This is a genomic window from Agrobacterium sp. 16-2014-1-2a, from assembly GCF_053522705.1.
Map to the genome: position 1 here is coordinate 283,080 of NZ_JBNWBX010000006.1, position 12,894 is coordinate 295,973.

The window sequence follows — 12,894 nt, forward strand, 5'->3', positions numbered from 1 at the left end:
ATAAATCATGATTGCACCTTTGTCTCAGCCTGCGGGTCAATGGCAATCGCGATCTTACCGCGCAAACCGTTGTTTGGTTTCTCGAGCAGCGCATGGGCAAGCGGAAGGTCGGCGAGCGAATAGACGGCGCCCACGTGCGGCCTCAGCTGACCACGTTCCACCAAAACGTTCAGCTCGTTGAGCTTGCCTTGGTTCTGCCTTGTGAAGACGAAGTGGTAACTCGCGTTCCTGCCCCATGCCTCAATGAGATTTTGCGGCCGGGCGATGTCCACGATCGAGACGACACGACCGAATTGTGCAAGCACCTTCGGGCTGTGGGACAATGTTTCGCCGCCGAGAGTGTCGAACACGACGTCTACTCCGAGGCCTTCAGTCTCCCGCATGATGGCGGCGACATAATCCTCTTTTCTGTAATCAATGACGACGTCAGCTCCGACACTTCGCGCAAACTCGAAGTTTTCTTCACGGACGGTCGTGTAGACCTTTGCTCCGATGGCTTTCGCAACTTGGATAGCGACGTGCCCTACCCCTCCAGCGCCGCCATGGATCAATATGCTTTCACCAACCCTCAGGGCAGCACGCGAGACAAGCGCTTCCCAGGCGGTTCCTCCAACCAGGCTAAGGCTCGCAGCCTCAAGATGGGTCAGCGAGCTGGGTTTGCGCCCGATGATATTTTCGTTCGCAACGTGGTATTCGGCATAACTGCCTGGCCCGTCGAAGATCTGTGGCGTGTACCAGACCTCGTCTCCTGGAGCGAACATTGTTACCCCCGGACCGGTAGCTTCGACAACGCCCGATACGTCATGGCCGGTAATTGCCGGCAACGGCACCAGGTCGCGATAATCGCCTCGCCGAACTTGGTAGTCGAGGGGATTGATCGATGTGGCATGGACCCGTACCAAAACCTGCCCCGCCTTCGGAAGAGGCTTTGGAACTTCGACAAGATCAAAGGCTTCTGGACCGCCAAAGGATTTGAGTGACATCGCTTTCATTTCAGGTTCCTGTTCTATCGAAGGTAATGATTCTGGTCGACGGCGTCGGACGAGAAACATGCTCCGCCGTTGGAGCATTGCCGGCCTCAAAGCGTCCGCCGCCGTTTCAATAGCTCCTATGTGATTTATCGCGATTGCTTTCGGTAGTGGCCAGGATTAAGGATCACCTTCAAAAAAAATTTGAAAGTCAGCGAATGGACGTGGACGAATTAAATCTCTTCGTACGGATTGCTCAACTGCGCAACATCAGTGCCGCAGCTCGCGACTTGGGTCTGACGCCTGCCGGCGCCAGCGCCAAACTGTTGGTTCTCGAGCGAAAACTCAGTGCAAGGCTCGTCCATCGCACCACACGGCAAGCAACTTTGACTGAAGACGGTCTGGCGTTCCTGCCGCATGCGGAACATATTGTCGTCGCTGCGGAGGCCGCCCGAGCGGCACTTGGGCGAGAGCAAGCAGCGCCTCGAGGCACATTACGAATAGCGGCCCCCGCCTCGTTCGCGCGAATGCATATTGTGCCGGGTCTGGCTGACTTCTGCAGGCAATATCCCGACTTGGCACTTGATTTGCGCATTTCGGACAGCATCGTTGATCTGGTCGAGGGTGCCTTCGATGTGGCGGTTCGTTATACCGAGCTCAGCGACTCATCCTTTGTCGCGCGGCGGCTTGCTCCCGACAATCGGGTGTTGGTCGCGTCGCCCGAATATCTCGAAAAACACGGCCGGCCCAGCACGCCCGACGACCTGGCGGAACATACCTGCCTTGTCGTCGGCGCGCTGGATCTTTGGACATTTCGGGGAAAAGGTTCCGTGGTGATCGAACGACGTGTTACTCCGAGTCTCCGCATCAATGACGGTACTGCAGTGCGCGATGCCGCTTCCGCCGGGCTGGGCATTGCGCTGATGGCCACGTGGTGCGCATCGGAGGAGCTACAGTCCGGCGCATTGGTGCCGGTCCTTCCGGAGTACCCGCTGATCTCAACCCAGACGCTTTGGGCGTTGTATCCAAGTTCTCGCGAACTGGCACCGAAAGTGAGAGTGTTCATCGACTGGCTTGTCAATCGGTTCAGCAATCAACCCTACTGGGATAAAGGGCTGGAAAACATCCTCGATCACCGTGGATGATACGTGATTATTGTCCGGTTCCGATGCGCGCGCGAACACGAGTTCATATGCAGCGGTGCGGTTTTGCGCTTGAACGGCGGCGCTACGCGCGCATTCCAGATCGAGATTACAACGGTGAACCGGCCGAAGGCGACTTCTTGTTTTTGATCGTGCCAAGCCGCGACGGCGTCTTGCAACCGCGTCGGTCAAGCCCGCCTTGAGCACTGATTGTTGGTGAGGCGTCGAAATCGCTGCGGCTGGCGAAGCGAATTTTGCATTTCGCCCCGGCAGTTTCAGGATGTGAAACCACCATCGGCCCGGATGTCGGCACCTGTTACAAACGAGGCTTCCGGACTTGCAAGAAATGCGACCACGTTCGCAATTTCCCGGGGCTTTCCATAGCGGCCCGCCGCGATACGTGAGATCTGCATAGCGGCAAACTCACCATCAACAGGGTTCATGTCAGTGTCGGTTGGGCCTGGATGCACCGTGTTGACTGTGATGCCGCGTGGCCCGAGGTCATGAGCCAAACTGCGGTTGAAACCGGCGACTGCCCCTTTGGTGAGGCCGTATGCTGACAGCCCAGGAACCCCGGCATATTTCGTGATCGAACTGCCAATATGTATGATCCGGCCGCCATCCTTCATATGGCGTACGGCCTCCTGCGTGGCAACGAAAACGCCGGTTACGTTGATTGCAAGCATTGCCTGATAGTCATCGAAGGCGATTTCGTCGATCGGACCGGCAAAGGCAATACCGGCATTGTTCACCAAAATGTCGAGGCCGCCGAATTTATCGACCGTCGCGGCAACGGCAGCGCGTATCGCGTCCGGATCAGCGGCATCCGCGGCAATAGCCAGCGCGCGCGCGCCCGTTTTTTCTATGGCGACAGCAACTTCCTCAGCCTTCGCAGGTGATCCACGATAGGTGAAGGCAACCTGAGCGCCATCCGCTGCGAGACGCTGGGCAATTGATGCGCCGATAGATCGCGATCCACCCGTGACAAGTGCTATCTTTCCGTTCAGTGGAAGATATCGAGACGAGGTTAAGTCAATCATTTTTTCACTCCTTTTACGTGTCTGTGGAGTGATATATTTGCCCATCCCTGTCCTAGAATATTAGCATCATATCGGTTGGATCATCTTCAAGCATGTGTTGAATATGGGATATTCGACGCAGTCAAAAGACCACGGTTTTCAAAGAAGCTAACAAGGACGTGTGGACATTAGCCGAGACTGCCTGCAAACCGGGCACTGAGGCGCTCGCGACGGAAATATTCGGTATAGAAGTCGATGAAAGCGCGTGTTTTTAGCGGTTGTAGCACGCGGCCTGAGTAATAGAGCGAAATAGATCCGGCATCGGCATACCACTTGGGAAGGATACGTTCGAGCGCGCCACTTTCCATATGCGGCAGCACATCGGGTACAGCCAACAATGCAATTCCCAACCCCGCGATTGCCGCCTGCACCATGGGCGCGGCGTCGCTCATCACAATCGTCTCGTTGAGGAGCGCGCGCTCTTCGCGTCCTTGAGCGTCCCGCATCATCCATTGCCTGATCCGGCCCGAATTCGAGGACCGCATCAAGATTCCGGCATGATCGGCCAGATCGACGGGGCTGGTCGGCCGGCGACGTGCAGCAAAATAGCTGGGCGATGCGACCGCGATAACGTGTACGGGTGCGAGCGTCGTGGAAACGATGCCAGGATTGAGTTCGAAACCACCGCCGATCGCGGCGTCGAAACCCTCGGCGATAAGATCGACCTTGCGGCTGTCGAAATGCCAGTCAGGTCTGACGCCCGGATAACGGGCCAGAAAGTCGGGCAGTGCGGGGAGAACGTATCCCATCGCGAACGACAAACTCATGCTGAGCTTCAAAACGCCGACGGGTTCGCCCTTCGTTTGTGATGCCCCTTGGATTGCCCCCTGAAGATGGTTCAGGCTGTCGCCGATGCTTGCAAGAAACGACTCTCCCGCCTCGGTCAAGGTCAACTTCCGCGTTGAGCGGTGAAACAGCCGTATACCGAGGTTGCGTTCCAGCATTGCAACATTCCGGCTGACTGCGGCCGGTGTGATCGAGAGACGCCGTGCCGCCCCAGAAAAGCTGCTTGCTTCTGCGCTTCGAACGAACGCTTCGAGGTTTGCCAGTGTCTCCATAACGCGTAACCTTCAAACATTGATTGAAACTAAAACAATTCATCTATGACTTATGCTGCGTGTATTTGCCAGCCATATTCCAGCCAACAGCAAAAGCGGATTTCTGCAACGCCAACGGCATCACGCCCAGGATGCAGCGGGAAAACCGACCGTCGCAGACAGAATTCTCACGAACCGCAAAGGAGTGGGTGATGACAGTTGGAATTATCGGAGCCGGCAATATCGGGGGCGCATTTGCCACTGCGCTCGGCAAGGCAGGAATCGAAGCCGTGATCGCAAACAGCCGAGGACCGGAAAGCCTCACGGCGCTTGTTTCAAAACTTGGAAGCACAATCCGGGCTGGAAGCGTCCAAGAGGCCGCGGCGCAAGCCATCGTTCTCGTGGCAGTCCCGTGGTCAAAGATACCTGGCGCGCTCGCCGGTTTGAAATTCGGCGACAGGATCGTAATCGACGCCAACAACTCCATCGAAGCGCCGCTTTACAGGCCGGCGGACCTTGGCGGCCGCACCTCTACGGATATTTTCACCGCCCTCGTGCCAGGCGCGCGCGTCGTCAAGGCGTTCAACCATCTGACGCCAAAGCAACTGTCGGGCGACCCCCACTCGGAAGGAGGCAGGCGCGTCCTGTTTTACTCGGGCGACGATATGAGGGCGAAGGCTGAGGTCGCCGCCATCATTGATCGCATCGGCTTCTTCGGGATCGATCTCGGCGGGCTTCCGGTCGGCAGCCAACTGCTTCAGTTCCCAGGCGGTCCGCTGCCCGCTCTCAATCTCGTCAAGTTCGACTGAACATCACTGCGCTCCAGCCGTCTGCAATCGGAGCGCGGCGCGCCATCTGAAATCCGGAGAAAATATCGTGACAAGATTCATTCAAATGCAGTCGGCCGGTGGACCGTCGGTTTTGCAGGTTATCAAGCAAGACCTGCACGCGCCCCGTGCCGGCGAGGTCAGGCTCATTCAAGACGCGATCGGCCTCAACTTCGTCGATACGATGATACGAAAGGGCCAGTATCCGATGGCGTTGCCGGCGGTTCCCGGTTTTGAAGCAGCCGGGACCATCACCGAGGTCGGATCCGGCGTCGAGGGGTTGTCGGTCGGTGACCGGGTCGCTTACTTCTTTTCGGAAGGCGCCTATGCTACCGGGAGGGTCATTCCGACAGCGCCGCTCATCCGCCTGCCCGCCGATATCTCGAACGAGACTGCGGCGACCTTCCTGGCGAAGGGTGCGACGGCCTGGATGGGGATTCGTGGTCTACACGATCTCAAATCCGCCGATACGGTGATGGTGCTTGGGGCATCGGGAAGCGTTGGCGCCATCCTGTCACGCTGGGCAAGGTCGCTGGGCGCAACCGTGATCGGCGTCGCCGGATCGCCAGGCAAGTTTGACAAGGTCGCGGCGGGTTCCACCCATGCCTTCCACGCTGGCGAGCCAGACATCGCCGCCAAGATCCGTGCGATCGCACCTGACGGTGTCGACGTCGTCTATGATTTGGTCGGCCGGGCGACCTTTGCTCTGGCCGCCTCGAGTGTCCGTGATGGTGGCGTGATTGCCGCGATCGGAGCCGCGACGGGTCAGCCAGCGCCGGCCCCCGATCTTGTGCGACGGGGGGTAGATGTCCGCAGCGGTGGAACCCCTCAATATGTCCGGGGACCGGCAGTCGAGAACGCAACTTCCCAGCTATGGGATGCGCTGCGCTCAGGCGTGTTCGATGATCTCGAAACGACACGCTATCCGTTCGACGAGATAGCCCGAGCGCATGATGACATGGACAATCGCCGCTTAAGCGGTCTGCCGGTCCTGATCGCTTGAACCGAAAATAATCGTACGGCTGCAGGCCGCACGGACGCCCGCCGCAAGGCGGCCGGGCGAAACATTTCCCCTGTCGATAAAGAAAGGAATGATCGATGAGTGAACTAGCAGGTAAACGTGCGCTCGTGACTGGTGCCTCCCGCGGCATTGGAGCCGCGATTGCGATCGCTCTGGCCGAGAAAGGCGCCGACGTTGCGATCACGTACGAGCGCGCCGCTGATCGGGCAGCGCAAGTTGTCGCAACGATAGAAGGCAAAGGACGCAAGGCCTTGCCTATCCAGGCTGATAGCATGGACCCAGAGGCGGTCAAGCGGTCGGTTGATCAAGCGGCGCAAGCGTTGGGCGGCCTCGACATATTGGTGAACAATGCGGCTATCGCGATCTACAAAGACGTGGCGGATTTCACCGTCGCCGAGATCGACGCGCTTTTTGCTGTCAACGCTCGTTCCCCAATCTTGGCATCACAAGCCGCGATGCCTTATCTTGGCAAAGGTGGTCGGATCGTCACAATCGGCTCCGCAGGCGCGGAACGCATTGTCGGGCCATCGACGGTTTATTCAATGACCAAATCGGCACTTCAATCATTTACCCGCGGTCTGGCGCGAGAACTTGGCCCCCGTGACATCACTGTCAACCTCATTCAGCCGGGATCAACCAACACCGAAATGAATCCGGCCGAGGGCGAGTTCGGAGATTTCCAGCGTGCCCTAATACCACTCGGCCGGTACGGCGAGCCGGAGGATGTCGCGGCAGCGGTAGCGTTCCTCGCATCTGGCGCGGCCCGACAAATCACCGGAACCATCCTGACCGTTGATGGCGGCACGCTAACCTAAACACACTCCCGTGGGTCCACGATTTAAACATACGAGAGCGGGAGCTAACTGGATACTACCACCTGCTAGCTCTCCTTCCTCATTCCACTTTGTACCATCATAGCGTGGTCGAACGAAGTGTAGGTCGCGTGTCTTTCAGGAGCGGACCGGCCGTCACGCTGGGAATCGAGTTACAGCGGCGGACCGCCTCGATGCCCATTTCGCCGCGCTTTCGGACGCCACGCGACGCGGCATCCGGGAGCAGCTTGGACGTCACAACGCTTCGATCAGGGAGCTCGCCGCGAAATTTCACATTAGCCTCACGGGCATGAAGAAGCACGTCGGCGTCCTGAAGCAAGCGGGCCTCGTCACCACGGAGAAAGTCGGCCGGGTGCGAATCTGCAAGTCCGGCCTGCTTGGACTGGAGGAGGAGGGCATGAGTCGAAAGGCAATATGCCGAGATTCGTGAATCAAGGAGCTCAACCATGTCACTGCGCCAGCCCGGCCAAGTTCGATTTCCCTTTCACTCACAATTGCCAAGGGATGACGGCTGTGGGGGTTCGCGTTCGGCAAATGCTCACCGGCATGACGTATGATCAGGTCGCGGCCATGGTGGATTGGGGCGACAGGTCGGTCCATATACGCTGTGGGATGACGTCTGCCGGGTGTTGAGGTCGCTCGGCTGGCCTATCGGCGCGCTGATAAGAACCAGCGATTGGGGTGATATTCAAGGTGTGGCCGTCGTCCACGTCGATGGGGATCATTTCCTGCTTTATGACTCGGTCAATCGTCTGTTTTACGGTCCAGGAGAACCGGAGGGGCCGGCTGTGGTTACCAACCATACTCCAACCAGCTATCTGACGGTTCAGCCTAGCGAACGTGCGCCGGATCGATGAAATGGCCACTTCGGGCTGATCGTGGTCAATAGGTCTGGTCGGGCCGGACGTCTGCTTTGCAGGTTTCTCGATGAAAGCCCAAAGCAGACAAGTTATGACAAACCGAAAGGACCGTCCGTTGCCCTGCGGTCTGAGACCCGCTGCCGTCTCAGGGCGATGCGACCGTGCCGACCAGGATCTTGATCGGGGAAGGAAATGAATCGGAGGCAGAGGTTTGATTTAGAAATGCCGTTAGACCATACTGTGAAGACCGCCGATCATCAGGCCGTGAACTCGGAAGCAGTCAGTTCTCCAGCTACTTGCGAGACTGATTTCCAATTGGAATTCCAAAACGGAAATGCCCACTGCTATTCTTCACTATACCATCACACACCTTTCCAGCCATCAATCGCGAGCCAAGGCTTCTATCGGGTCCAGCTTTGCCGCATTGCGGGCGGGAAGGAAGCCGAAAACAATACCGATCAGGGTGGAGCAGGCGAAGGCCACAATAATGGAGCCAGGAGAGAAGATCATCTTGAAGTCGGGGCTCAACAAATTGAAAAGAGCGCTGATCCCGAGGGCGAGCATGATCCCCATGAGGCCGCCGACAAGGCAGACCATGACAGCCTCGATCAGGAACTGGGAGAGGATGTCGCTGCGGCGCGCGCCGACGGCCACACGAACGCCGATCTCCTTGGTGCGTTCGGTCACGGATACCAGCATGATATTCATCACGCCAATGCCGCCGACGATCAGCGAGATCACGGCGACTGACGAAATCAGCAGCGTCAGGGTTTGCGTGGTGGTCTCGATAGTCTCGCGAATGGTCGCCGAGTTGGTGAGGAAGAAGTCTTTCGCGCCATGCCGACGCTCGATAAGGCGCGTAACTGCGGCCTCGACATTGCCCGGATCGACATCGTCTCTGATACGGACCGTTATGCCGTCGACGTTCGGACGACCCAGCATGCGGCCCATGACGGTTGTGTAAGGCGCATAAACGGTCAACGTATCAACCGCCGGGCCGAAAGAGTTTTCCCGTTTCGTCACACCCACAACCCTCGCCGGCATTGTGCCCAGAAGGATGACCTGCCCCACCGGGTTAACCCGGTCTGGAAACAGGTCTCGCGCGGCATTTGCATCGATCACCACATTCTGGCTGTAGGCGATAACATCCTGGGCGTCGAACAGTTGTCCATGCGCCAGCTCAAGGCCCCGTACACGAAAGAAGTCGGCGCCAACTCCGGTGACCGACGCATTGACGGCCACAGCGGCGCGCTTGACAGTTACGCTCGTCGTGACGGTTGGTGTCACGCTGTCGACATAGGGCTGGTTCACCAGCGCTTCTGCATCGGCGGGAACCAGCGTCCGTATCTTGCCCGCTTCCAGATCGCCGAAGCCTTTACCGGCCCGCACCTCGATCGTGTTGGTGCCGAGTGAACTGATACTGCTCAGGATTTGTTGCTGCGAGCCGGCTCCCAGTGCCGAGATAGCCGCCACCGAGGCGATGCCAATGATGATACCGAGCATGGTCAGAAGCGAGCGCATTTTGTGCGCCCATATTGCCGCGCCCGCCATACGAAAGGCCTCAGTCATCCGGTCAATTGCGCCGCGCCAGCCCGCGCTCGGCCCGTGTTCGCGGATGGGACGGGCCGTCGTGGACCTCGATACATTGCGTTCATCGGAAATGATAACGCCGTCGCTTATCTCTACAACCCGATCCGCATGTTCGGCGATCTTCTTGTCGTGAGTGACGAGGATGATGGTGTGTCCTTCGGCGTGAAGCTCGCGCAGGATCTTCATAACCTCGGCGCCACTGTGCGTATCCAGCGCTCCGGTCGGTTCGTCGGCCAGAATTATCTCGCCGCCATTCATCAGGGCGCGGGCGATCGACACCCGCTGCTGCTGGCCGCCCGAAAGCTTGCTCGGGATATTGCCCGTCCGCTCGGCCAGGCCCAGCCGGGTCAACAAGGAGATCGCTCGCTTGTGCCGGTCGGATCGGCTGCGCCCGGCATAGATGGCCGGCACCTCGACGTTGCTGGCCGCGCTGAGATCGCCAAGCAGATGGTAGCGCTGAAAGATGAAACCAAAACGCTCACGGCGTAGTGCAGCCAGTTCGTCCACGGCCATTTTCGACGTCTCGCGCCCCTCGATCCAGTAACTGCCAGTCGTTGGACGATCGAGGCAGCCAAGGATGTTCATCAGGGTCGACTTGCCAGAACCCGAAGCACCGATGATGGCCATCATCTCGCCGGCCTCGATGTCGAGGTCGACGTCTTTCAGCACGCGCACCATCTCGTCGCCTGCGGGAAAAGCGCGGGATACCCCGCGTACGCGTATCAGTGGTTCCGTCATGGCGCCGCCCTATCGCTTCGCCGCGGCCAATTGAGCCTGGCCATCTGTGCGTTCATCCGTGGATGCTCCCAGAACGATGGTCTCGCCTGCCTGAAGACCACTAAGGATCTGGATGTCCGCGCCGTTGTCGACGCCGACCTGAACCTGCCGGATCTGGACCTCGCTTGCCGCGTCGAGCACCCGGATGCGTGCCGTATCGCCAGCCCGCGGCGCACCCTCCACAGCACTCAGCGGCGCCAGCACGGCGCCGCTGACGCGGCTGAGAACAATGGACACCTGCGCCGTCATGGAGGGCCGCAGAACCCCGTCCGCGTTTGCGACGTCGATCAGCCCGGTGTAATAGACAGCACCTTTGGTTGAGCCAAGCTCCCTTGCAGCAGAGCTGCCGTCGTTGGCGATGGAGGCTGGAGCCGGTTCCACCTGGCGCAATTCCCCATCGAAACGACGCTTCGGGTCGCCGAGAATACTGAACCAGACCGGCAGGCCCCGCCGTACACGAACGACGTCAGCCTCGGAAATATCCGCGCGCACCTTCATTCTGTCCAATCGCGCGATCATAACGATGGTCGGCGCGGTCTGCAGGGCATTGACGGTTTGACCTTCCTCAGTGACGATCGCCACCACGGTGCCGGCGATCGGGGCGGTGATGCGGGTATAGCCCAGCTCTATGTCCGCAGACGCCAGCGCGACCTGCGCCTGGGTGATCTGAGCGTCCAGCGCCTGGACCTCCGCGCGCGCACTGTCTAACGTGGCGACAGCCGCGTCATACTGGGCACGCGGTATCGAGCCTCCCGCCAGCAGTTCACGCTCGCGCTCGAAATCCTTCCGGGCTTTGACCAGACCGGCCATACGCGCGGCGTGCACGGCACGGATGTTGGCCAGGGCGGCCTCCCGGTCCCGCAAGGTGTTGCGCCGGGTCTGGGAATCGATCTCGGCCACCAATTGACCAGCCTCGACGACGTCACCGACCTCGACCGACAGTCGCTCAACGCGACCCGACGCCTGGGCGCCAACACGCACCAGCTCGAGCGGTTCGAGAACCCCTGTCGCCAACACAACCTCTTCAATGTCACCCGTTCGTGCCTGCGCCGTCACCAGTTCAAGCTTCGCCGGCGGACGCAGAAACAGGAGCCAGACGCCCAGCAGACCGACAAGTGTTGCCGCCGCCAGGATGAAACGCTTGCGGGTAATGTGTCGTGTCATTTAGTCGTGGCCCATGCTATTGAAATTTGCGGGCTTTCTCTGTCACGAGAGTTACCTGAAAATTACGGAGAGCGGTCGTCGCGCCTATCCGTTTGGCAAGCACTGTAAAATCAACCGATCGTCAAAAGTGTTTGTAATGTGGATGGCGTCCCAGAAATCTCCCCCCGACATCAAGCGATCGCGGCCGTGCTCAGCCAACATTGACGGATGAAAACGCCTTGACCTGTTGGCGCAGGCGACAGCCCCTACCGCTGTTTGAAAACGCGCATTTCGCGCCAGCGCACCACAAAGGTGCTGCCCTTGCCTGGTGCGGAAGAGAGCTCGACGTAACCGCCATGGCGGGTCACGATCTCATTGACCATACTGAGCCCCAGGCCCGCACCTGAGCCGTGAGGGTTAACCCGGTAGAACGGTTCGAATATGCGCGAATGCTTGTCGCCAGCAATTCCGCAGCCCTGATCGGCTACGGTCACGCTGCCGTCAGCCTCAATACCGACCGATATCTGTCCTCTTCCACCTCCGTACTGGACTGCATTCCGTACCAGATTGACGAATGCACGCTCCAGAGATTCGGCATCACCAGGGACGAACACGTCTTGCGCGTCGCTGTCGAATGAAATCTCGTAGCCTTCGGCGATGGCCAGGGGAGCAAGGTCGGCGACGACCTTCGACACAACGCTGTTGAGATCGACAGGTGCATTCTGCTGGGGCTTCTGCCGGTACTTCTCGGTGTCGAGAAGCTGGTTCGCGATCGCTGTCAGTCGCTTGATGGCCGTCTGCAGGTGGGTCTTGTCAGAACTTGGTGAAAGCGTATCAATCCTCACCTGCAGGACAGCGATCGGCGTTCGAAGTTCATGCGCCGCGTTGACGAAGAAGCGCTCCGTCGCCTCGAAGCCATTATCGAGACGACGCAGCGCCCTGTTGATGTCGCGCACCAGACGAAGCACCTCAGTGGGCAAGCCCCGCTCTTCCACCAGGGCGCCACGTGTGTCGAGATCGATCCTGTCAAGACGCGTGGTCAGATCGCTGAAGGATCGCAAAGCCCAGCGTGTGACAACCGGAGCGCCAATGAGCGAGATGGCGATGAGGATCAGCGCCGGAATACCGATGGCAAGGTTCCCCAACAGCACGGTCACACCATATTGAGACATCGGAACACCGCCAGCAAAAATCGTCGCCACACCGGCCCGGGTGTCGAAACGCTCCACGCGGCCCACACTCAACGGATCATCTAGATCGCCATGAATTTCGACACTTCTGAACGTCCGCAAGAACGGCATGTTGTCGGCAATTTTCCCGGGAGGCGTGCCATGTGCCAGAACGATATCTTTTCCCAGGTCTGCCACGAACCAAAGGTTAGGCGAGTCTTCCATGATCTCTTTAAGTTCAGCCGTCGGCATCAGACTTGCTCGGCCATTCGGCTCGAGACGGACTGAATCTGCGATTTCCTGAGACAGCCAGATGGACGTGATCGCCACATCGGGCTTGAGGCCGGAAAGGAGATAGAAAACCAGGCTGAGCGACGCGATGACGGCGCAGAGCTGCAGGACGATAAAACCGAAAGTGAAACGCCAGCGAAGGGAGGTGCTGGTCATC

At 58.9% G+C, this 12,894-nt stretch carries 10 protein-coding genes and 1 pseudogene; 5 read left to right on the top strand and 6 right to left on the bottom strand.

All coding sequences use genetic code 11. The features are described 5' to 3' along the window. Positions 1–5: 5 nt before the first annotated feature. The gene (locus ACQZ45_RS19135; RefSeq protein ID WP_010974446.1) at positions 6–992 is read right to left on the bottom strand and encodes a zinc-dependent alcohol dehydrogenase family protein; all 987 of its coding nucleotides are present in this window, start codon (positions 990–992) and stop codon (positions 6–8) included. A gap of 194 nt (positions 993–1,186) precedes the next feature. Between ACQZ45_RS19135 and ACQZ45_RS19140 the strand changes: the two genes are divergently transcribed. After that, a complete protein-coding gene (locus tag ACQZ45_RS19140; RefSeq protein ID WP_448742455.1) occupies positions 1,187–2,113 on the top strand; it encodes a LysR family transcriptional regulator in 927 nt (308 codons plus the stop codon). Between the two features lie 272 nt (positions 2,114–2,385). Here the strand turns inward: ACQZ45_RS19140 and ACQZ45_RS19145 are convergent, their stop codons facing one another. Both ACQZ45_RS19145 and ACQZ45_RS19150 read right to left on the bottom strand, forming a co-directional pair. After that, entirely contained in the window at positions 2,386–3,150 is a 765-nt protein-coding gene (locus ACQZ45_RS19145) for a 3-oxoacyl-ACP reductase family protein (RefSeq protein WP_010974443.1), read from the bottom strand. A 167-nt stretch (positions 3,151–3,317) separates the two neighbouring features. Further along, positions 3,318–4,247 (bottom strand): LysR substrate-binding domain-containing protein, encoded by a 930-nt coding sequence (locus ACQZ45_RS19150; protein WP_448742456.1) that lies wholly within the window; start codon positions 4,245–4,247, stop codon positions 3,318–3,320. Positions 4,248–4,438: 191 nt separating this feature from the next. On the opposite strand from ACQZ45_RS19150, the gene ACQZ45_RS19155 reads away from it, so the two are divergent. The 4 genes and pseudogenes from ACQZ45_RS19155 to ACQZ45_RS19170 form a co-directional block, all read left to right on the top strand. Further along, complete coding sequence (locus ACQZ45_RS19155; protein WP_448742457.1) at positions 4,439–5,035, top strand: NADPH-dependent F420 reductase; 597 nt, start codon at positions 4,439–4,441, stop codon at positions 5,033–5,035. Between the two features lie 67 nt (positions 5,036–5,102). Then, entirely contained in the window at positions 5,103–6,056 is a 954-nt protein-coding gene (locus ACQZ45_RS19160) for a zinc-binding dehydrogenase (RefSeq protein ID WP_448742458.1), read from the top strand. A gap of 95 nt (positions 6,057–6,151) precedes the next feature. Further along, positions 6,152–6,889 (top strand): SDR family NAD(P)-dependent oxidoreductase, encoded by a 738-nt coding sequence (locus ACQZ45_RS19165; protein ID WP_448742459.1) that lies wholly within the window; start codon positions 6,152–6,154, stop codon positions 6,887–6,889. Between the two features lie 184 nt (positions 6,890–7,073). Next, positions 7,074–7,301: pseudogene (locus tag ACQZ45_RS19170) on the top strand (helix-turn-helix domain-containing protein); the annotation flags it as partial. An 847-nt stretch (positions 7,302–8,148) separates the two neighbouring features. On the opposite strand, the gene ACQZ45_RS19175 reads toward ACQZ45_RS19170, so the two are convergent. The 3 genes from ACQZ45_RS19175 to ACQZ45_RS19185 all read right to left on the bottom strand — a co-directional run bounded on the left by ACQZ45_RS19175 (position 8,149) and on the right by ACQZ45_RS19185 (position 12,893). Next, positions 8,149–10,095, bottom strand: coding sequence for a MacB family efflux pump subunit (locus ACQZ45_RS19175; RefSeq protein WP_448742460.1), 1,947 nt, complete (start codon positions 10,093–10,095; stop codon positions 8,149–8,151). 9 nt (positions 10,096–10,104) lie between these two features. Next, positions 10,105–11,298, bottom strand: a complete 1,194-nt coding sequence (locus ACQZ45_RS19180; RefSeq protein WP_448742461.1) for an efflux RND transporter periplasmic adaptor subunit — start codon at positions 11,296–11,298, stop codon at positions 10,105–10,107. 245 nt (positions 11,299–11,543) lie between these two features. Beyond that, positions 11,544–12,893: a sensor histidine kinase gene (locus ACQZ45_RS19185; RefSeq protein ID WP_448742462.1), complete on the bottom strand. Its 1,350-nt coding sequence runs from the start codon at positions 12,891–12,893 to the stop codon at positions 11,544–11,546. Between the last annotated feature and the right edge of the window lies 1 nt (position 12,894).

Excerpts from the sequence above, each read along its gene's own strand:
- ACQZ45_RS19175 (WP_448742460.1), bottom strand. The coding sequence starts at position 10,095 with ATGACGGAACCACTGATACGCGTACGCGGGGTATCCCGCGCTTTTCCC.
- ACQZ45_RS19185 (WP_448742462.1), bottom strand. The coding sequence starts at position 12,893 with ATGACCAGCACCTCCCTTCGCTGGCGTTTCACTTTCGGTTTTATCGTC.
- ACQZ45_RS19145 (WP_010974443.1), bottom strand. The coding sequence starts at position 3,150 with ATGATTGACTTAACCTCGTCTCGATATCTTCCACTGAACGGAAAGATA.
- ACQZ45_RS19150 (WP_448742456.1), bottom strand. The coding sequence starts at position 4,247 with ATGGAGACACTGGCAAACCTCGAAGCGTTCGTTCGAAGCGCAGAAGCA.
- ACQZ45_RS19155 (WP_448742457.1), top strand. The coding sequence starts at position 4,439 with ATGACAGTTGGAATTATCGGAGCCGGCAATATCGGGGGCGCATTTGCC.
- ACQZ45_RS19135 (WP_010974446.1), bottom strand. The coding sequence starts at position 992 with ATGAAAGCGATGTCACTCAAATCCTTTGGCGGTCCAGAAGCCTTTGAT.
- ACQZ45_RS19165 (WP_448742459.1), top strand. The coding sequence starts at position 6,152 with ATGAGTGAACTAGCAGGTAAACGTGCGCTCGTGACTGGTGCCTCCCGC.
- ACQZ45_RS19140 (WP_448742455.1), top strand. The coding sequence starts at position 1,187 with ATGGACGTGGACGAATTAAATCTCTTCGTACGGATTGCTCAACTGCGC.
- ACQZ45_RS19180 (WP_448742461.1), bottom strand. The coding sequence starts at position 11,298 with ATGACACGACACATTACCCGCAAGCGTTTCATCCTGGCGGCGGCAACA.